The sequence below is a fragment of the Flagellimonas lutimaris genome (assembly GCF_003581615.1).
In the GTDB taxonomy this organism is placed as follows: domain Bacteria; phylum Bacteroidota; class Bacteroidia; order Flavobacteriales; family Flavobacteriaceae; genus Flagellimonas; species Flagellimonas lutimaris.
In genome coordinates this window covers 153,087-171,011 of record NZ_QXFH01000064.1, presented here as the reverse complement: position 1 = coordinate 171,011, position 17,925 = coordinate 153,087, and the positions used below count along the sequence as shown (strand labels likewise).

General features: G+C 42.5%; 20 protein-coding genes. 11 read left to right on the top strand and 9 right to left on the bottom strand.

All coding sequences use genetic code 11. The features are described from left to right. The first annotated feature begins 37 nt into the window (after positions 1 to 37). From D2V08_RS03065 to D2V08_RS17190, 6 genes are all read left to right on the top strand, one after another. Positions 38 to 229 carry a hypothetical protein gene (locus D2V08_RS03065; RefSeq protein WP_119606639.1) on the top strand — a complete coding sequence of 64 codons (192 nt, stop codon included), beginning with the start codon at positions 38 to 40 and terminating at the stop codon, positions 227 to 229. A 109-nt stretch (positions 230 to 338) separates the two neighbouring features. Continuing rightward, positions 339 to 788 (top strand): DUF4890 domain-containing protein, encoded by a 450-nt coding sequence (locus D2V08_RS03060; protein ID WP_119606638.1) that lies wholly within the window; start codon positions 339 to 341, stop codon positions 786 to 788. 139 nt (positions 789 to 927) lie between these two features. Continuing rightward, positions 928 to 1,527, top strand: a complete 600-nt coding sequence (locus D2V08_RS03055; RefSeq protein ID WP_119606637.1) for a transcriptional regulator — start codon at positions 928 to 930, stop codon at positions 1,525 to 1,527. After that, positions 1,524 to 2,255 (top strand): DUF3307 domain-containing protein, encoded by a 732-nt coding sequence (locus D2V08_RS03050; protein WP_119606636.1) that lies wholly within the window; start codon positions 1,524 to 1,526, stop codon positions 2,253 to 2,255. Before D2V08_RS03055 ends, D2V08_RS03050 begins: the two co-directional genes overlap by 4 nt. A gap of 318 nt (positions 2,256 to 2,573) precedes the next feature. Next, on the top strand, positions 2,574 to 2,999 hold the full coding sequence (locus tag D2V08_RS03045; protein ID WP_245980475.1) for an arsenate reductase family protein: 426 nt from the start codon (positions 2,574 to 2,576) through the stop codon (positions 2,997 to 2,999). Positions 3,000 to 3,389: 390 nt separating this feature from the next. Then, a complete protein-coding gene (locus tag D2V08_RS17190) occupies positions 3,390 to 3,725 on the top strand; it encodes a hypothetical protein (RefSeq protein WP_147374055.1) in 336 nt (111 codons plus the stop codon). Here D2V08_RS17190 and D2V08_RS03040 read toward each other — a convergent pair. From D2V08_RS03040 to D2V08_RS03015, 5 genes are all read right to left on the bottom strand, one after another. Further along, complete coding sequence (locus D2V08_RS03040; protein ID WP_119606635.1) at positions 3,675 to 3,914, bottom strand: GIY-YIG nuclease family protein; 240 nt, start codon at positions 3,912 to 3,914, stop codon at positions 3,675 to 3,677. The genes D2V08_RS17190 and D2V08_RS03040 overlap by 51 nt on opposite strands. A gap of 64 nt (positions 3,915 to 3,978) precedes the next feature. After that, entirely contained in the window at positions 3,979 to 5,256 is a 1,278-nt protein-coding gene (gene hemL, locus D2V08_RS03035) for a glutamate-1-semialdehyde 2,1-aminomutase (RefSeq protein ID WP_119606634.1), read from the bottom strand. Between the two features lie 428 nt (positions 5,257 to 5,684). Further along, positions 5,685 to 6,521 (bottom strand): glucosaminidase domain-containing protein, encoded by an 837-nt coding sequence (locus tag D2V08_RS03025; RefSeq protein WP_119606632.1) that lies wholly within the window; start codon positions 6,519 to 6,521, stop codon positions 5,685 to 5,687. Beyond that, positions 6,518 to 7,396: a 1-aminocyclopropane-1-carboxylate deaminase/D-cysteine desulfhydrase gene (locus D2V08_RS03020; protein WP_182835475.1), complete on the bottom strand. Its 879-nt coding sequence runs from the start codon at positions 7,394 to 7,396 to the stop codon at positions 6,518 to 6,520. The genes D2V08_RS03025 and D2V08_RS03020 overlap by 4 nt, the downstream gene beginning before the upstream one ends. Before the next feature lie 36 nt (positions 7,397 to 7,432). Beyond that, entirely contained in the window at positions 7,433 to 7,762 is a 330-nt protein-coding gene (locus D2V08_RS03015) for a hypothetical protein (RefSeq protein ID WP_119606630.1), read from the bottom strand. A gap of 175 nt (positions 7,763 to 7,937) precedes the next feature. Between D2V08_RS03015 and D2V08_RS17280 the strand changes: the two genes are divergently transcribed. The 3 genes from D2V08_RS17280 (at position 7,938) to D2V08_RS03005 (ending at position 10,587) form a co-directional block, all read left to right on the top strand. Continuing rightward, positions 7,938 to 8,099: a C1orf53 family protein gene (locus D2V08_RS17280; protein WP_182835471.1), complete on the top strand. Its 162-nt coding sequence runs from the start codon at positions 7,938 to 7,940 to the stop codon at positions 8,097 to 8,099. A gap of 59 nt (positions 8,100 to 8,158) precedes the next feature. Next, complete coding sequence (locus D2V08_RS03010) at positions 8,159 to 8,734, top strand: DUF4136 domain-containing protein (RefSeq protein ID WP_119606629.1); 576 nt, start codon at positions 8,159 to 8,161, stop codon at positions 8,732 to 8,734. A gap of 101 nt (positions 8,735 to 8,835) precedes the next feature. After that, complete coding sequence (locus D2V08_RS03005; protein ID WP_119606628.1) at positions 8,836 to 10,587, top strand: aromatic amino acid hydroxylase; 1,752 nt, start codon at positions 8,836 to 8,838, stop codon at positions 10,585 to 10,587. Here the strand turns inward: D2V08_RS03005 and D2V08_RS03000 are convergent. The 4 genes from D2V08_RS03000 to alaS are packed head-to-tail and all read right to left on the bottom strand — an operon-like array spanning position 10,584 to position 16,500. Continuing rightward, the gene (locus D2V08_RS03000; protein WP_119606627.1) at positions 10,584 to 12,266 is read right to left on the bottom strand and encodes a M1 family aminopeptidase; all 1,683 of its coding nucleotides are present in this window, start codon (positions 12,264 to 12,266) and stop codon (positions 10,584 to 10,586) included. The genes D2V08_RS03005 and D2V08_RS03000 overlap by 4 nt on opposite strands. Before the next feature lie 59 nt (positions 12,267 to 12,325). Next, complete coding sequence (locus D2V08_RS02995; RefSeq protein ID WP_119606626.1) at positions 12,326 to 12,940, bottom strand: DUF4230 domain-containing protein; 615 nt, start codon at positions 12,938 to 12,940, stop codon at positions 12,326 to 12,328. After that, positions 12,941 to 13,888, bottom strand: coding sequence for a GSCFA domain-containing protein (locus D2V08_RS02990; protein WP_119606625.1), 948 nt, complete (start codon positions 13,886 to 13,888; stop codon positions 12,941 to 12,943). Then, entirely contained in the window at positions 13,888 to 16,500 is a 2,613-nt protein-coding gene (gene alaS / locus D2V08_RS02985; protein ID WP_119606624.1) for an alanine--tRNA ligase, read from the bottom strand. Before alaS ends, D2V08_RS02990 begins: the two co-directional genes overlap by 1 nt. 104 nt (positions 16,501 to 16,604) lie before the next feature. Between alaS and D2V08_RS02980 the strand changes: the two genes are divergently transcribed. Together D2V08_RS02980 and D2V08_RS02975 are read left to right on the top strand one after the other, a co-directional pair. Then, complete coding sequence (locus D2V08_RS02980) at positions 16,605 to 17,582, top strand: M23 family metallopeptidase (protein WP_119606623.1); 978 nt, start codon at positions 16,605 to 16,607, stop codon at positions 17,580 to 17,582. Continuing rightward, complete coding sequence (locus tag D2V08_RS02975; RefSeq protein ID WP_100816308.1) at positions 17,582 to 17,911, top strand: MerR family transcriptional regulator; 330 nt, start codon at positions 17,582 to 17,584, stop codon at positions 17,909 to 17,911. Before D2V08_RS02980 ends, D2V08_RS02975 begins: the two co-directional genes overlap by 1 nt. Positions 17,912 to 17,925: the final 14 nt, after the last annotated feature.

The window sequence follows — 17,925 nt, the reverse complement described above, 5'->3', positions numbered from 1 at the left end:
AGGTTTAATTATATTAGTAATCCCAAATCTCAACATCATGACCTACAAGACTAAGAGCTTTATTTACTTTTCCTGTTTCGTGGCAGCCTCCGCACTTTACTATGTAGTGGACCAACACGATGAGTTCCAAGATCAGATCAAATCAGAAACTTACGTCGAAACACAATTCAAAGATGCCGACGATTACACTGATGATACCACAGAAGATTTGGAAGAAGAACGCAAGTAATTTCCCTAAAACACACTTTTACTGTTAAAAGCTTCATAAACTATGTTGCGATGGTTAAACCTTTGGACCAACTACTTGTCCAAGGTATAAATCATTAAAATTTAGAGATATGAAACGATTAGCAGTAGTATTGGTTATGCTGATGAGTATCGGCATGGTCGCTCAGAAAAATAATGGCCCAGGAATGCGCCAAGGTCCTCAAATGGACATGACTGCAGAAGAGATGGCCACCTTGCGAACAAAACACATGACCTTGGTATTGGATCTGACCCAGGCACAGCAGGATAAGGTTTATGTAATTAATTTGGAAAACGCCCAATTTAGAAAAGCAAAATGGGATAATATTAAAGCGCTTAAGGAAAGCGGCGAATGGAAAAGGCCGACTTCCGAGGAACGATTTGCAATGCAAAACGCCCGTTTGGACCGTCAAATTGCAACGCAGGAAAAAATGAAAAAAGTACTGGATGAAAAACAGTACGAGACTTGGAAAACAATGCAGAAAAGCAGAAAAGCCATGCAAGGCAAAAAGAAAATGCAGAAGAGAGGGAGAAGAGGATAGTGTTTTTTGTTGATTTTAAGATGCCGCGCCTGCCATGGTCGCGGCTTCTTTTTTTATCGCTTTTTTAAACGATATTTTGGTTTATCGTCTTTTTTAACGATATTTGTATTAATCGCTTAATTAAACGATAAAATATATAATGATTGCCGTACTTACCGGAGACATCAAAAACTCCAAAGATCATAAAGCCGATATATGGTTGCCCGTTCTAAAACAGGCATTGGACCATTATGGCTCCGAACCTTCCGACTGGGAGATCTATCGGGGCGATAGCTTTCAGTTGCAAACTGCTCCCGAGCAAGCCCTGGAAGCCGCTATCTTCATCAAGGCCAGCATCAAACAAATACGACAATTGGATGTACGGATTGCCATAGGCCTGGGGAAAAAAAACCATACCGCGGCAAAAATTACGGAATCCAATGGCGAAGCTTTTGTACATTCAGGGGAATGTTTTGACCAACTAAAAAAACAGACCTTGGCCCTAAAGTCAAGCTCTTCCCTTTTTGATGAAACCCTGAACACCATGCTACAATTGGCTGCTTTGAGCATGGACAATTGGTTGCCGGCCACCGCTACGGTGGTAAAAACCACCATGGAGCATCCCGAAGCCAACCAAAAGGAACTGGCAAGCCTGTTGGGCAAGTCACAAAGTACGATTAGCGAGGCATTGATCAGGGCAGGATTTGACGAAGTCCAAAAAATGATCCAATTTTACAGAACACAACTCGCCCAATTATGATGCTCTTGGCCCTAAAACTGATACTCGCCCACTTTGTAGGAGACTTTGTGCTTCAACCGGCACATTGGGTAGCCGATAAACTACAAAAGAAAGGCCGGTCCAAATACCTCTACTTTCATATTGGAGTGCATGCACTGGCGCTTTTGCTCCTATTGCAGTTTCAGCATCTGGGTGCCATTGCGGTTATTGTGGTGACGCATTACGGTATCGATTTGGGCAAACTGACCCTTACAAATCCCAAAAACTATCGGTGGCTCTTTGTAGTGGACCAAGTGCTTCACCTGCTGGTACTATTTGGTGTTTTGTATTGGATATCCCCGTTTGCGTTGGATTTCTCAGCGGTTTTTTCTGAAAGCACCTTACTGCTGATTACATTTTTGGCATTCGTTACCTACGTGTGCGGCATCATTATGCGGATGTTGTTGGCCCCTTATATTGATGAAGTCGCCAAGAGCGACGAACCCGGCGAGGGCGGTTCCCTTAAAAATGCCGGCACTTACATTGGCATGTTGGAACGCTTGTTTGTATTCGGGTTTATTTTAATACAACAATGGGCTGCCATTGGACTTTTGATTGCGGCAAAATCCGTATTCCGGTTTGGGGACCTCAACAAGGGCAAAAACCGAAAGCTGACCGAATATGTCCTTATTGGCACACTCTTAAGTTTTGGCCTCGCCATACTATCGGGGATGTTGTATTTGTATCTGGCAGACCTACTTAAAGCCTAAAAAAAGAAACCGTCCCAAAGGGACGGCTCTCTCCGAATAAAAATCTACTTTGTTTAAACACTTTGTACTTATGGCAATTAGCATTGTAGCGTGCCGACACAAATATAGCCAAAAAATATTATTTAGAATTGTTTTAAATTACATAATTTAGTGGTCAGATGCATAACGGGAAATTGTCAAGGCAATCTTTTTTATCTCCTAGCCTTTAATTGAGTTAGTTTAGTTGAAAAGCGTGGCAGATGTTCCGCTTTTTTATCGGCTTTTACGATACAAAAAAATTGGATAGCGTTAAACCCCAATACCCAAAAAGCTTAAGTTGTGAACCCATTACAAGTTAAAATGAAGGATGACATGGGAGTAATAGCTACAAACAACCGAGAAATAAACCTATACTACAACGCCGAGACCAATAAAGGCATGCAGACCTTGGCCTATTTACAATCTTCCGATAAAAAAGTATTGGATGTAGATCTGTCCAAAACCAAGGTAACCGGCACCCAATGGACCGAACTCGCCAAACGTTTGGGCAAGCCTATTAAGGCATTGATCAACACCGAGCACCCCGATTTTATAAACGAATACGGAAAAACCCACAACCTCCAAAGCGACGAAGATTGGCTCAAGGTACTGGAAAACAACCCCAAGGTAGTCACCCAACCGATCTTGGTACATGGGGACAAGGCCATGCAAATTGACACCCCTTCGGAGGTAATGTCATTTCTGGAAGAAGAAGACCAACACTAACTCCCTATCCTTTCACATTTACCTTTCACCCTTCACCTCTACCCTTCACCCCTAATCATCCATTGACCACGTACTTCCCACTTCCCAGTTCCCAGTTCCCAGTTCCCAGTTCCCAGTTCCCAGTTCCCAGTTCCCAGTTCCCAGTTCGTGTTTAAGGAAAACCCCTAGTTTTTTTAAGGTTTTTCCGCAACCAAATTTGTTTGGTAATTGGTAATTTGCTTGGTAGCCCCTCCCCCATGCCTTACAGAAAGTATTTATGTTTTATAAAGAAGTGTAGAAAATCGGACTATATATCCTAATTTGGGAGGATAAGACTTATGCTTTATCCTTAGATGATTGAGCTAACCTTAATAGCGCTTACATTTTAAATAAAAGCCATCGAATATTAAAATGATAGATGTAACTGAGGTTTGGAAAGATGTTCACTCATCAATAGTAAAAATAAAACACCTGAAAGTAGGAAAATCAATTAGTTCAGGAACAGGATTTATTTGTAGAAAGCATCTTATTACAAACAATCATGTTTATGCAAATATAGGAGCAGATAAAATCAAGCTAGAAACAGTATTACAAGATGGATATACAACAAATTTGAAAATAGAATTAACCTATGATGATTTTAGAAAAAGACTTATAGAAGGGATGCCTGAACAATCGTGGGATTTTGCAATTATTTCAATTTCTGACACGCCCTTTTTTCAACTCCTTTTCTCTTGCAATGGCTAATTCCACAACATCAAATTGCTCATAATACAATAGATTATAACCGTTATACTTCCCTGCAAAGGACTTTTTAGCATTTTGACTATCGAAACAATGTTGGGAAAGCCTGTTTTGGATGTTGTTGATCACGCCAATATAAAGCACCGTCTTCTTTTCATTTGTGACAATATAAACGTAATAGGGTGAAAGCATTTTTAAAGATATTCTTTTTCGAAGAATAGATTTCTCAGTCGCTTAGCTTCTTCGAAATGACAGATTAAAACACCTTCGCTACCGCCTCAATCGTCCTATCCAAATCGGCATAGCTGAGGGCATCGTTTAAAAAGTAGCTTTCAAAAGCAGAAGGCGGTAAATACACCCCGTTTTCCAACATCCCATGGAAGTATTTCTTAAAGGTATCGTTATTGCCTTTCGCCGAGCTGGCAAAATCCACCACGGGCTCGTCCGTAAAGTGCACGGAGATCATACTGCCATAACGGTTAATCTGGTGGGTCACTCCCTTTTTGGTCAGTACCATGGCAATGCCCTTGTGGAGATACTCCGTTTTTTCCGCCAAGCTGGTAAAAATTTCAGGTTGGTTGTTTAAGGCCGTCAGCATGGCCAGTCCGGCACTCATGGCCAAAGGGTTTCCGCTCAAGGTACCTGCTTGGTACACGGGTCCTTCGGGTGCCAAATGCGCCATAATTTCGGATCTGGCCGCAAACGCACCTACGGGCAGTCCGCCACCAATTACTTTTCCGAACATCACAATATCGGCATCAATGCCCAAGGCTTCCTGAGCGCCTCCTTTGCCCAGGCGAAAGCCTGTCATTACCTCGTCAAACAACAACAAAATACCCTCTTGGGTGCAAAGTTCGCGCAATCCTTGTATAAATTCTTCCTTAGGGATAATACAGCCCATGTTCCCTGCTACGGGTTCCAAAATAATGGCCGCAATTTTGCCTTTGTTGGCTTCCACCAAGGCTTTTACGCCCTCCAAATCGTTGTAATCGGCCAATAGCGTATCCTTGGCCGTGCCCTGCGTTACCCCAGGGCTGTTGGGGCTGCCAAAAGTAACGGCTCCACTCCCCGCTTGTATCAAAAAAGAGTCGGAGTGGCCGTGATAACAACCCGCAAATTTAATGATCTTCTCCTTGCCCGTGTACCCGCGCGCGAGGCGCACTGCACTCATACAGGCTTCGGTACCGCTGTTCACAAAACGGATTTTATCAATGTTCGGCACCATGGACACCGCCAGTTTGGCGATTTCGGTCTCAATTTCGGTGGGCGTTCCAAAGGAAGTTCCTTTTTTGGCCTTCTCGATTACGGCATCAATCACCGGTTGGTACGCATGCCCCAAAATAAGCGGCCCCCACGAAGCAATAAAGTCAATCAATTGGTTACCGTCTTCATCGTACAGGTAGGAACCTTTGGCCTCCTTGATAAAAATAGGGTCGCCCCCTACCGCTTTAAATGCTCGTACAGGGGAATTTACGCCTCCGGGGATATATTTTTTGGCCTCTGCGAACAAGGCGCTGCTTCGTTGATAGATCATAGTATGTTTTTATTCATGCCATTATGCTGAATTTAGTTCAGCATCTCATCCTAATCGGTCTTAAACCTTTTGAGAACCTGAAACAAGTTCAGGTTGACGTACTCCCCGCAAAGGTAATGAGGATCATTCGTTTTGGGAAATGGTTTTCAGTGAATGCTTATCTGTCATTCCTGCGAAAGCAGGAATCCATTCTGCGCTCTGTGGGTTCCGTATCGCGCTTCGGTAACCTTAAAATTTGAATTACCTAGAATCTAACAATCGAGAATTCCAACCATCTAAAAATCCAACCCATAAAATAGAGATGCTTCGCTCCGCTCAGCATGACAAGTAAGCTTCAAAGCTTGAAGTGTTAAGTACAATTGATTATAAACCAAAAATCCAACCTATAAAAAAGAGATTCTTCGCTCTGCTCAGAATGACATTAAAAACTACTGCGCCCTTCGGATATTGAGCACCTGCCCGATGGAAATAATGTTATCGTTGAGATTGTTGAGACGGCGAAGCTCGCCCACCGAAATATCGTAGCGCTTGGAAATGCCGTACAGCGTATCCCCTTTTCGCACCTCATGGGTAAACACCTCGTATTGTTTGGGTTCGCGCACGGTGGAGAGGCCAGTTTCGACCACTGCTTCATCGTACTTATGCAAATCGTACCGCTCAATAAGCGCGATCAACTTTTGCGGATACTTACGATCGGTGGCATAGCCGGCCTGCCGAAGTCCATGCGCCCATTTTTTATAATCGTCCCGCTTGTAGTTGAACAAAAACGCATAGCGTGAGCGAGTGGACAGGAAAAGACTGTGGTCCCGGAACGAATACATCGGGTGGTTGTACTTACGGAAACATTCGCCCTTGGCGTCATCATCATGAAAATCGAACTCACCCTGCCATCCCGTATGGCATTTGATACCGAAATGGTTGTTGGTCTTGAGCGTTAATTCCCCGCGACCGGAGCCACTTTCCAAAATACCTTGCGCCAAAGTAATACTGGCGGGAATGCCATAGGCGCGCATTTCGTACTGGGCAATCTCGGCAAAGGTCTCGATATAATCCCGGGTATCCGAAATGGGGAAGCGCTCAAAACGTCCGGTGTCTTCCGGCATAGAATAAAGACCGCTATCCGTTTTGGTGTCGCCCTTGCGGTCGGTGTTTTCCGAATTACGAACTACGGGAGCACCCTTCCGATGGGTCGTCCTTCTTTTTTTGGCACCACAGCTAGAGAGCAAAAGTGCCGCTATCAATACATATCCTATTCGCCTGATCATACGTCCAATAACGGTAAATTCTTCTTTTTCAGTACAAGGTTCATGCCTTTTATGCCTTGCAATCCTCCTGTATGTATCGCCAAGATTTGGGTTCCTGGTTCAAAAACATCTTGTTTTATCAGGTCAAAAATACCAAAAAGCATCTTACCCGTGTATATGGGATCCAAAGGGACACCTGTTTTTTGCTTAAAGAGGTTGATAAAAGATACGAGCTGTTGGTCCACTTTGGCGTAACCTCCAAAATGATAATCGGTTATGAGCCGCCAACGGTCGTTATGGACAAAGGTACAAATCTCCTCGCTTAAAAAATCGCCCTTCAATGCTGGGAAACCCAAAACGGTCTGATGAGGCTGGGCAGCATTGATGAGTCCGGCCAAGGTTCCGCCCGTTCCCACTGCGCTGCAGATGTAATCAAACGGTGCATCCGCATCGGTCAATATTTCCGTACAGCCTTTTACCGCCAAATCGTTGGTTCCACCTTCGGGCAATAGATAAAAATCTCCGAACTTTTCCTTCAAATCCTCAATAAACGAAGTGTCATTTTTGAGTCGATACGCACTTCGGGTCACAAAATGGAACTGCATACCGTGTTTATGGGCAAGTTTCAGGGTTGGATTGCTTTGCCATTTGTCCGCCAGCTCTTCACCCCGAATCACACCAATGGTTTTTATACCTTGTTCATGACCCGCATAGGCCGCAGCCGCAATATGATTGGAAAAGGCCCCACCAAAGGTGAGCAAAGTTTCTTTGCCTTGTTTTTTAGCTTCGAGCAGATTGTATTTAAGCTTTCGGTACTTGTTTCCCGAAATAAATGGGTGAATGGTGTCTTCCCTTTTCAGGTAGAGGTGAATACCCTTTTCTCGGAGAAGGGGCATATCTATATGCTGATCGGGTATGTTCAATCCAAAAAATTAACGGGTCAGGTACTGTAAAAAACCAAAGGTTTTGCGTTTGGCAAGATACTGCATATCCTTTTCATTGGCATAGGCCTCACGTTCAAAACTAATGTTCTGATAGGCGCGGTAACTGTCCAGATAAAGTGCGGTACGGAACAACCATTCCGAAATATAGAGCATATAAAAAGGCAATATAAGCAGTTCTCGCTGTTGCTTTAGGTGGATACGCTCGTGGTTGATCAGCACCTCATCGGTCTTAAGGGAATCTTCCTTAAGAATAATGAAAGGCCATAGCGAGAGCCCCACATAATTTTTATAGAAGAAATGTTTAAAGACAAGTATCAAATGGTTGCTGTCATTGGTTGCTTAACAAATATAACTGCAAAAAGTGCTCAAAATTGGACAGTTAGGATAAATCCATCAACATTTTCGGTGAATAACATTGTTTTCAAAATCTTAAAATCTTAGTCGTTGTGCCGTGAAAACCTTAAATTTATATAGTAAAAATGGAAGGCAGCACATGAAAGAACGCATTCCTCTGGAAGAGGGTGATTATTACTTATCGGAACAAGGATATCGGGTATTTACCGAGAAATACCACCTAAAACGCGGTTATTGTTGCGAGAGTGGTTGCCGCCATTGTCCCTATGGATATAATGCCAAAACCAACACCCAAAATTAAGGATTCGGCATAATATTTGTGACTTATTTATTAGACCTCAAGAATTTAAAAAAAGTACTATGAAAAGTTTACAACGTTTTGCTCTGGCCGTCTTCGCCTTTGGCCTGTTAGCCTCCTGTTCTTCTGTACGGGTGATTTCCGATTACGATCAAAAAGCCGACTTCAACAACTATAAAAGCTATGCCTTTTACAAAACGGGCATAGACAAAGCTCAAATCTCGGATTTGGACAAGAAAAGAATTTTAAGGGCCATTGAGGCTGAAATGGGGTCACGTGGATTTGTAAAATCCGATAACCCAGATGTATTGATCAGCATTTTCACCAAAGAGCGTGAACGTGTGGATGTTTATAACAACAACTTCGGCATGGGCTGGGGCTGGGGAGGATTCTATAGCCCATGGGCCTGGGGACCCGGTTGGGGCTGGGGCTACGGCAACAACGTGAGTACCCGCACCGAAGGTTCATTGTACATCGACGTGATCGATGCCAATAAAAAAGAACTGGTATGGCAAGGACGTGGCGTAGGCTCTCTGAACAACACCAAAAACATCGAAAAGAAAGAACAGCGCATAAAGGAATTTGTTTCACATATTCTTAAAGAGTACCCACCCCAAATAGCGGTGGCCTCCAACTAAAATATTAACCGCCCACTGGGCGGTTTTTTATTGCTCTTAACTTTCCTTAAGAGAAAATCCATTCCCTATTTTGTATCTTTAGGTCGCACAAAAATTAACTTATGAGCTACGAATCCAATCCTATACTGGACAAACTACCGAAGCACCTTAAACAATTCATAAAACCCCAAAATTATGAAGAGTACACGGCCATTGACCAAGCGGTTTGGCGGTACGTGATGCGAAAAAATGTGGATTATCTCAGTAAAGTGGCCCATAAATCTTATGTGGATGGATTAAAAAAAACAGGGATTTCCATTGATCATATTCCCAACATGTACGGGATGAACCGCATCCTGAAAGAAATTGGATGGGCCGCTGTTGCGGTGGATGGTTTTATTCCCCCTTCGGCATTTATGGAGTTCCAGGCGTACAACGTGCTCGTTATCGCTTCCGATATTCGTCAGCTTGAAAATATTGAATATACCCCTGCACCCGACATTATTCACGAAGGTGCAGGACATGCACCCATTATTGCCAATCCCGAATACGCCGAGTATTTACGTAGGTTTGGTGAAATTGGCTGCAAGGCCATTTCCAGTGCCAAAGATTACGAATTGTATAATGCTGTGCGTCATCTTTCCATTATTAAAGAAGCGCATGGCACGCCTCAAAATGAAATAGATGAAGCTGAAAAACATATTGAGCACCTCCAGGAAAACATGGGTGAGCCCAGTGAAATGGCCCTGATTCGGAACCTACATTGGTGGACTGTGGAATATGGTTTGATCGGCACCGTGGAAAACCCGAAAATTTATGGCGCAGGACTGCTTTCCTCCATTGGGGAAAGTACCTGGTGCATGACGGACAAGGTAAAAAAGATACCCTACTCCATTGAAGCGGCACATACCGAGTTTGACATCACAAAGCCACAACCACAGCTTTTTGTGACTCCTGATTTTGCCTTTTTGAGTCAGGTTTTGGAAGATTTTGCCAATACCATGGCCGTGAGGACCGGTGGTCTTTCAGGAATAAAAAAATTGATTGGTTCCAAAGCATTGGGAACTATCGAATTAAGCACGGGACTACAAATCTCCGGAGAGTTCAGCAATGTCATCGAAAATGACGGCAAGCCCATTTACATACAAACCACAGGAGGTACGGCACTGGCCTATCGCGAAAAGGAACTGGTTGGCCACAGTACCGATCACCATGCAGAGGGCTTTGGCTCGCCAATTGGTAAGCTGAAAGGCATTAACATTGCCATTGAAAATATGGGGCCGCGCGATCTCAAGGCCTATAAAATTTATGAGGGCGAACAAATTGCTCTGGAGTTTGAAGGAGGTGTTAAGGTTGAAGGAACCATTATCACAGGAACGCGAAACTTAATGGGTGAAATCATCCTCATCACTTTTGAAAATTGCACAGTTACCCACGGTGATAAAGTCTTGTTCCAACCCGAATGGGGATTATACCACATGGCGGTTGGACAAAAAATTGTTTCCGCCTATAATGGCCCGGCAGACTTGAATAGCTTCAACCTTATAAGCCATCAGATTACTGAAACTACCATTAAATCAAAAAAGGACGAAGAAAGACTGCAGTTAGAGCGATTTTATGAGCAAATAAGGCACTTTAGAGAAGGAAAAAACACTACGATTTCCCGAAACAAGGTATTACAAGCGCTCAAAAAAGACCATCCACAAGATTGGCTATTGCCTGTAGAATTGTACGAGCTTGCCAAACAGGACAACAATCAAGAATTTCAGCAAGAGATTTTGGAACACTTGGAAAATATAAAACGGGACAACCCCAAGGTAGGCCACTTAATTGATGATGGCATTGAGCTAGTGGATACCGCTTTGGTAAGTTAGAAGCACAATTTTTTCAAGTTTTCAGGTGTAGGTTTCAACTGTGGCACCTCACCTTTGGTAACTGGATAAAAAGAAATGTTGCGTTCTTCTCCATTTCTCCTTATGCCTAGTTTTACCTCATGCTCTATGTTGCCTTGCCAAATGCTTCGGGAAAATACCTCATCCCCAGCTCGTAACCCTGCTTCCCAAGCTTTGCTGTCTTCGGTAACGCTTTGTATTTCTTTTCGGTCCTCCGTGAATTCAAAACCAAGTTCGTAAATATGGCTTTCGGGGCTATACTCCAAACCAAGTTCTTCAAATAGGGTTACCAAATCAACTTTTTGTCCCTCCTCAATATGTTTTTGAAAAACGGGTTCAAAATCACCATCCCAATACTCATCCATCACACCCATAAAATAATCGTGGGTCAATTTTTGTTCCTTGGTGGTTGCATCCGTATAAATTTGATGCATAACATCATCCAAACTTTGTTTCCCTCTACTTGCTTGTTGAATTTTTTGATCGAGATAAAAAGCAAAAATAGCCCCTCTCCAATACGGAAGTTTGGAATATTCGTAATTGGTCCAAAAGTTATCATAATTGATTTCGGCATTGGGTGCCTCTACAACAGATGAAGCATAAAGATCACGAATGGTCCTGTTCAGCTCCGAAATAAAAAACGAACCATCCAAACCATTGATATTGTTCTTAGCGATATTCTTGTAGGTGTAATACTCCGTAAAACCCTCACTAAACCAATATTGCTCTTCTTCGTTCTCGTTTGTAATTGTGTGCCCAATCCAATTGTGCATCAACTCATGGTTGAACAAATACACCATTTGACCGATGTCCGTTAAATCGTTATTTGAAACCGAAGTGGCAAAGGAATTGGTGAGCCCGGTTCCCTGAAAGCTGCTTCCATTTTCTTGCGGAAAGGGTTGCATGGTTACTGTAAAGTATTCTTGGGAATGGTCGTTCCAAAAATTACGTTGATAGGTCAAGGTTTCTTCCAAAACTTTAAAAACTTCCTCGTCCTTAAATGGAACCCAATCGCCACGGGTGGCCAAGCTAATCTTGTTCCCTTGAATATCCCCATTGAAGATTCTAAAATCACCCCCAACAAAAATGGCGCTTCCAAAAAGCTCTAAATCCATATCCAGTAGAAATTGCTCCTTATTTTGACTGGCAAAACTGTTATGAATGGTGTATTCCTCTGGAAAGGCAGCCCAATCCAAAGCAATGTCCAAATTCTCTTCCACATTTTCGGGCACCATAAACATATTATGGGAAAACACATGAAAATAGTCCTTGTTTATGATAGGGCGGTAAATTTCCCGTGTAGAAATATCTCCTTTAAAATCCTGTTTAAGAAAATACTCAAACTCCAATTCTTTTACATCTTTGGGATGCATTAGTACAATCCTGCCGCTATCCAAATCTTTTTCCACCACTCCCTCAACATTCAACAATTGCATCCTGCCCAAAGAATTATATAGATCGGTCTGTCCCCAAGCTTCATTCGGAAAAGATAAGGTAGTTGTGCCATCGGGATTGGCTTCCAATGTCATTTTGATTTTAAGTTGCGGAATGCTATCCACCACCGCGGGTGCAATGACGTAACTGATATCCGATTCGGGTTTTTGCTGACAGGAAAATAGAAAAGTGGCTAAAAGGGCGGTTAGTAGTACTCTTTTAAACATCGTAATTTTGATTGATTGAATGTATCTAAAAGACGCACAAAATCACGAAATGTGACAGCTTATTCCAAAAAACTTTCCAATTGCTCCGCATTTTCAACAGGAGTGTTGTTATAAACCAAGGTCCATTCCATGGAATTGGTCAGCACTAAAATTCGGGAAAGCTCACTCACCAATCGATTTTCAGCATTCGAACGCAGTGAGGAGGCTTCTATTTTTTTCATCAAGGATACGTTTACATTCCGTTTGATGGCATTGTAATCCTTTGCATTGAATGGGTTTAAGTAATCGGCCGTTACGTCATAATACTCAAAATCGGGACTGATCTTTATCTCTGGTTCAGGAATCTGAATAATTTTAAGGGTCTTGTTTTCCTCATCCACTTCATAGCTGATTTTCGACATGTCGTAGGCAATGGAGACATCGGCATTTACTACTACCAAGGCTTTCTTGTGGGCTGTAATTAAGGGTCCAAACAATTCTTTGGAATCTTTATAATTATAAACTTCGGCAAAATGCCCCTCAGTGACCACCAACTTGGAAACATTTCGCAATTCCTGCTGAATCAACATCGAATTTTCTTCCAGAATTGATTTTTGCTGACGATCATCGGTACACGATTTATAAATCAAAACCGAGGCCAAGGCAATTATTGCTCCAACTAGAACTTTTTTCATTTATTCGAATTTCATGAAAGGATACCTTTCTTGAAGATACGTAATTTTTGTACCGAGCGATGTTTTAAACTTTTGATGCGCTTCTGAATCCGGGTTAAATGGTCGGTGAAGCAAGCCTTTTTGAACAGCATCCACTTCGTGCATAACAGGGTAGATTTTCTTGGAAATCCACACCCATTTGAAGCGCTCCCAAATGTAATCGACGGCCAACTCGTTGGGATGCACCATATCCTTCCCATAAAAGCGATAATCACGGAGTTCGTCCATCATAATTTCGTAGGATGGAAAGTAGGGCACATTGTGCCCATTTATTATTTGGTGCAGAGCGGTAATTAACTGCGCCTTGCTCCGTTGATTCTTTACAAAGCCATCCTTTAAATGACGAACGGGGGAAATGGTAAAAATAATTTGTGCTTTGGGGTTCACTTTTTGAATCAATTTCAAAATATGGTCAAGACTACCCTCGATTTCTCCAAGGCTCAATAGTTTTTTAGTGAACTGCTTTTGTGATACTTTATGGCAATTGGCCACTATTTTTCCTGAAGTCTGATGTTCATAAACCCAAGCCGTTCCCAAGGTGATGATGATGTGGGAAGAAGTTTCCAGACTTTTTTTGGTTTCTTCCAACCTTAGGTTGAGAAGACGTAATAGTTCATCTGAAGATGCTGAACGCAATTCGGAATGGGCATCAAAACAGCGCCAAATACCGTCTTGTTCAAAAATCTCGCTTTGCTGATACATTTTTCTGGCAATGGCTCTTTGAATCAAATTTTCAATGGCCAAGGGATGGAACAATATCCCAAAGGGATTTTGGAATTGCTGAAACTTGAAGTAATCTAGTTTCCTGCCTATATTTTCCACAAAACAAGAACCCAAAAGCACCAACTTACTTTGATAATCGATAGGATTATCGCTGGGCGTTAAGGGTATCCTTGTTTGTAATTCCATTAGGACAGGTATTCCTTGACCTTGTCCAACGCCTCTGGAATTCCAGCAGGATTCTTGCCACCAGCGGTTGCGAAGAACGGTTGTCCACCGCCACCACCTTGGATATATTTGCCCAGTTCGCGGACAATGGTTCCGGCATTCAGGTTTTTTTCGGCTGCCAAACCTTTAGAAATATAGCAAGACAATATCGCTTTTCCATCTTTTTCAGAAGCCAGCAACAAGAACAGATTATCCACTTGACCGCCCATTTCAAAAGCAAGGTCTTTAATGCCACCGGCATCCAAATCTACCTTTTTGGACAAAAATTTAGTTCCGTTCACATCTTCCAGTTCAGCAATCAACTCATTTTTAAGTCCTTTGGCCTTATCCTTCAACAATTGCTCCACTTGCTTTTTCAGAGCAAGGTTTTCTTCTTGCAAACTCGCAACCGATTTTACGGGATCTTGGGAATTTTTCAACATATCCTTGATCTCAAAAAGCATTCGGTTATTGTTGAAATAAAATTCTTTCACGGCATCTGAAGTAATTGCCTCTATTCTACGGATTCCCGCAGCAACTGCTCCTTCAGAAACGATTTTAAAATGCCAGATGTCGGCCGTATTCTTTACATGGGTTCCTCCACAAAGCTCAATGGATTGCCCAAAGCGAATGGTTCGGACGGTATCGCCGTATTTTTCTCCAAAGAGTGCCATTGCACCTTGCTCCATGGCCTCTTTCATGGGAATATTGCGGTTTTCTTCCAAAGGAAGGCGCCCATCGATACGTGCGTTGACAAAATTCTCTACTTCCCTCAATTCTTCAGTAGTCATTTTTGAAAAGTGAGAGAAATCAAATCGTAAATATTTGGAGTGTACCGCGGAACCTTTTTGTTCCACATGAGTTCCCAAGACCTCACGTAAGGCTTGGTGCAATAAATGGGTGGCGGTATGGTTACAAGCCGTCCTCCTGCGCTGCTTTTGGTCCACAACGGCTTTAAAAGCTCCTGATACATCTTTTGGCAACGACTTGGCAAAATGTACGATCTCATTGTTCTCCCGTTTGGTGTCTACAATATAAGTGACATCGCCATTGGGTGCTTCCAAATAACCTTTATCCCCAACTTGTCCGCCACCTTCGGCATAAAACGGGGTAAGATTGAACACCAATTGGTATTGGTCGCCTTCTTTTTTACTGGTCACTTTTCGGTATTTCACCAATTTTACATTGGCTTCGAGAGCATCATAACCGACAAATTCTTGCTCCGTGTCGGTCATCAATACATTCCAGTCGTCTTTGGAAATTTCTGAAGCTGCTCTGGAGCGGTCTTTTTGTGCTTTTAATGCTTTTTCAAACCCTGCTGTATCTAATTGATAACCCTTCTCCTCCAGAATCAGGGAAGTCAAATCTATCGGAAAACCGAAAGTATCATACAGTTCAAAGGCCTTTTCACCTTCAATGGTTTTATCCTTGGATGATTTTATAACCGAATCCAACAACACCAACCCCTGCTCCAAGGTACTCAAGAAAGAACTTTCTTCTTCTTTGATTACATTTTCTATCAATTGGTACTGCTCCTTCAACTTAGGAAAAGCTTTACCCATTTGTTCGCTCAACACCTTCACCAATCTGTAAATAAAGGGTTTGTTGGTATCCAAAAAGGTGAATCCGTAGCGGATGGCCCGGCGCAGGATTCTTCTGATTACATAGCCTGCCCCCGTATTGCTCGGTAATTGTCCATCTGCAATGGAAAAGGCGACTGCCCGTACATGATCGGAAATAACACGGATAGCAATATCGGTTTCTTCATCCTTGCCGTATTTTTTTCCGGTGATGATTTCCACTTCGCGAATCAGCGGAGTAAAAACATCCGTATCGTAATTGGATTGCACCCCTTGAAGTACCATACATAGGCGTTCAAAGCCCATTCCAGTATCTATATGCTTTTCTGGAAGTGGTTCCAGGCTACCGTTCGCCTTTCGGTTGAACTGCATAAAAACCAAGTTCCAGATTTCCACGACTTGTGGATGATCTTGGTTCACAAGTGAAGCTCCGTCCACTTTTTCTTTATCCTCTTTTGAGCGAATATCCACGTGGATTTCGGAACAGGGCCCACAGGGACCTTGATCGCCCATCTCCCAAAAATTGTCCTTTTTGTTCCCTTTGATGATTCGATCTTCGGGCACAATCGCCTTCCACAAATCGTAGGCTTCTTGGTCTAGTAGCAATCCGTCATCTTCGCTGCCTTCAAAAACAGAAACGTAAAGACTGTCTTTATCAATTTTATATACCTCGGTGAGCAATTCCCAAGCCCACAGAATGGCTTCCTTTTTAAAGTAATCCCCAATACTCCAGTTCCCCAACATTTCGAACATGGTGTGGTGGTAGGTGTCTTTCCCCACTTCTTCCAAATCGTTGTGCTTACCACTTACCCGAAGACATTTTTGGGTATCGGTCAATCGTTTGCTCTTGGGCACGGAATTCCCCAAAAAGTACTCCTTAAATTGGTTCATACCGGCATTGGTGAACATCAACGTGGGGTCGTCCTTCATCACCATGGGTGCGGATGGAACAATCTTATGATTCTTTTCTTTAAAAAAGTTTAAAAACTGGTTTCTAACTTCTTGGGATGTCATTGAATTCCTAGGGTTTTCTTAAATTTAACACTTTAAGCAAAACAATTTTTATATTTGTTTGTTCTGTTTAAAATGAGAGAGCAAAAATAGGATAAAATCCATTCATGTCTAAAGTAAAGTACTATTACGATCCGGATACACTTTCTTACAGAAAGATTGAGCCGAAAAAATCCAAAAAATACAGGAATGTTTTCTTGTTCTTGTTGGGCTCTGCACTGTTTGGCTTTCTTGGACTCATCATTCTTTTGAATACACGCTGGGTAAACACGCCCAAGGAACTCTCCCTTGAACGTGAGGTTCGTAATTATGAACTTCAATTTGATATCCTGAGCAGGAAGATGGACCAAATGGAACAAGTTTTAGGTAACATTGAAGATCGGGACAACAATATTTACAGATTATATTTTGAAGCAAATCCGATACCCGAAGAACAGCGAAGAGCTGGTTTTGGTGGTATCAACCGATACAAAGACCTTGAAGGTTTCAATAATTCGGAAATTATTATCGATGCCACCAAGCGATTGGACATCATCCAAAAAGAGATGGTGATACAATCCAAATCATTGGATGAAATTGCCAAATTGGCGGAAGAAAAGGAAAAACTTTTGGCTTCCATTCCCGCTATTCAACCAGTAAGCAATGAAGACCTTACCCGAATGGCCTCTGGTTATGGTTGGCGGTCCGACCCTTTTACCAAAGCTCGTAAAATGCACTGGGGCATGGACTTTACTGCTCCGCGTGGCACTCCTATTTATGCCTCAGGTGATGGAAAAATAGTTCGTGCCGATAACAGGTCCTCCGGATATGGAAAACACGTGCGCATAGATCATGGATATGGCTACATTTCCTTGTACGGGCACATGAGCAAATACAATGTGACCGTTGGCCAAAAAGTAAAAAGGGGCGATCTTATCGGCTTTGTGGGAAGTACGGGACGTTCCGAAGCACCCCATGTACATTATGAAGTGTTCAAGGACGGGGAACGTATCAATCCCATTAACTTCTACTACGGAAGTTTGTCGGCTGAAGAATTTGAGAATATGCTCAGATTGGCCAACCAAGAAAACCAATCACTGGATTAATGCACATAGATCTTCCAGAAAAACGATATTATGGCATTGGCGAAGTAGCCAAGGCCTTTGGAGTGAATACCTCCCTGATTCGTTTTTGGGAAAAAGAGTTTGATGTACTACAGCCCAAAAAAAATGCGAAGGGCAACCGTAAATTTACTCCGCAGGATATCCAAAACCTACAATTGATATATCATTTGGTAAAAGAACGTGGATTTACTTTAGATGGGGCCAAAACGCATTTAAAAGAAGAGAAACAAAAAGCCCTTTCCAATTTTGAAGTGATTCAAAAACTACAAAAAGTGAAGGCCGAGCTCCTGAAAATAAAAGAACAACTATAAACACTAATACCATA

Coding starts and splice junctions, on each gene's coding strand:
- D2V08_RS03065 (WP_119606639.1), top strand. CDS start 38: ATGACCTACAAGACTAAGAGCTTTATTTACTTTTCCTGTTTCGTGGCA.
- D2V08_RS03060 (WP_119606638.1), top strand. CDS start 339: ATGAAACGATTAGCAGTAGTATTGGTTATGCTGATGAGTATCGGCATG.
- D2V08_RS03055 (WP_119606637.1), top strand. CDS start 928: ATGATTGCCGTACTTACCGGAGACATCAAAAACTCCAAAGATCATAAA.
- D2V08_RS03050 (WP_119606636.1), top strand. CDS start 1,524: ATGATGCTCTTGGCCCTAAAACTGATACTCGCCCACTTTGTAGGAGAC.
- D2V08_RS17190 (WP_147374055.1), top strand. CDS start 3,390: ATGATAGATGTAACTGAGGTTTGGAAAGATGTTCACTCATCAATAGTA.
- D2V08_RS03040 (WP_119606635.1), bottom strand. CDS start 3,914: ATGCTTTCACCCTATTACGTTTATATTGTCACAAATGAAAAGAAGACG.
- hemL (WP_119606634.1), bottom strand. CDS start 5,256: ATGATCTATCAACGAAGCAGCGCCTTGTTCGCAGAGGCCAAAAAATAT.
- D2V08_RS03025 (WP_119606632.1), bottom strand. CDS start 6,521: ATGATCAGGCGAATAGGATATGTATTGATAGCGGCACTTTTGCTCTCT.
- D2V08_RS03020 (WP_182835475.1), bottom strand. CDS start 7,396: ATGCCCCTTCTCCGAGAAAAGGGTATTCACCTCTACCTGAAAAGGGAA.
- D2V08_RS17280 (WP_182835471.1), top strand. CDS start 7,938: ATGAAAGAACGCATTCCTCTGGAAGAGGGTGATTATTACTTATCGGAA.
- D2V08_RS03010 (WP_119606629.1), top strand. CDS start 8,159: ATGAAAAGTTTACAACGTTTTGCTCTGGCCGTCTTCGCCTTTGGCCTG.
- D2V08_RS03005 (WP_119606628.1), top strand. CDS start 8,836: ATGAGCTACGAATCCAATCCTATACTGGACAAACTACCGAAGCACCTT.
- D2V08_RS03000 (WP_119606627.1), bottom strand. CDS start 12,266: ATGTTTAAAAGAGTACTACTAACCGCCCTTTTAGCCACTTTTCTATTT.
- D2V08_RS02995 (WP_119606626.1), bottom strand. CDS start 12,940: ATGAAAAAAGTTCTAGTTGGAGCAATAATTGCCTTGGCCTCGGTTTTG.
- D2V08_RS02990 (WP_119606625.1), bottom strand. CDS start 13,888: ATGGAATTACAAACAAGGATACCCTTAACGCCCAGCGATAATCCTATC.
- alaS (WP_119606624.1), bottom strand. CDS start 16,500: ATGACATCCCAAGAAGTTAGAAACCAGTTTTTAAACTTTTTTAAAGAA.
- D2V08_RS02980 (WP_119606623.1), top strand. CDS start 16,605: ATGTCTAAAGTAAAGTACTATTACGATCCGGATACACTTTCTTACAGA.
- D2V08_RS02975 (WP_100816308.1), top strand. CDS start 17,582: ATGCACATAGATCTTCCAGAAAAACGATATTATGGCATTGGCGAAGTA.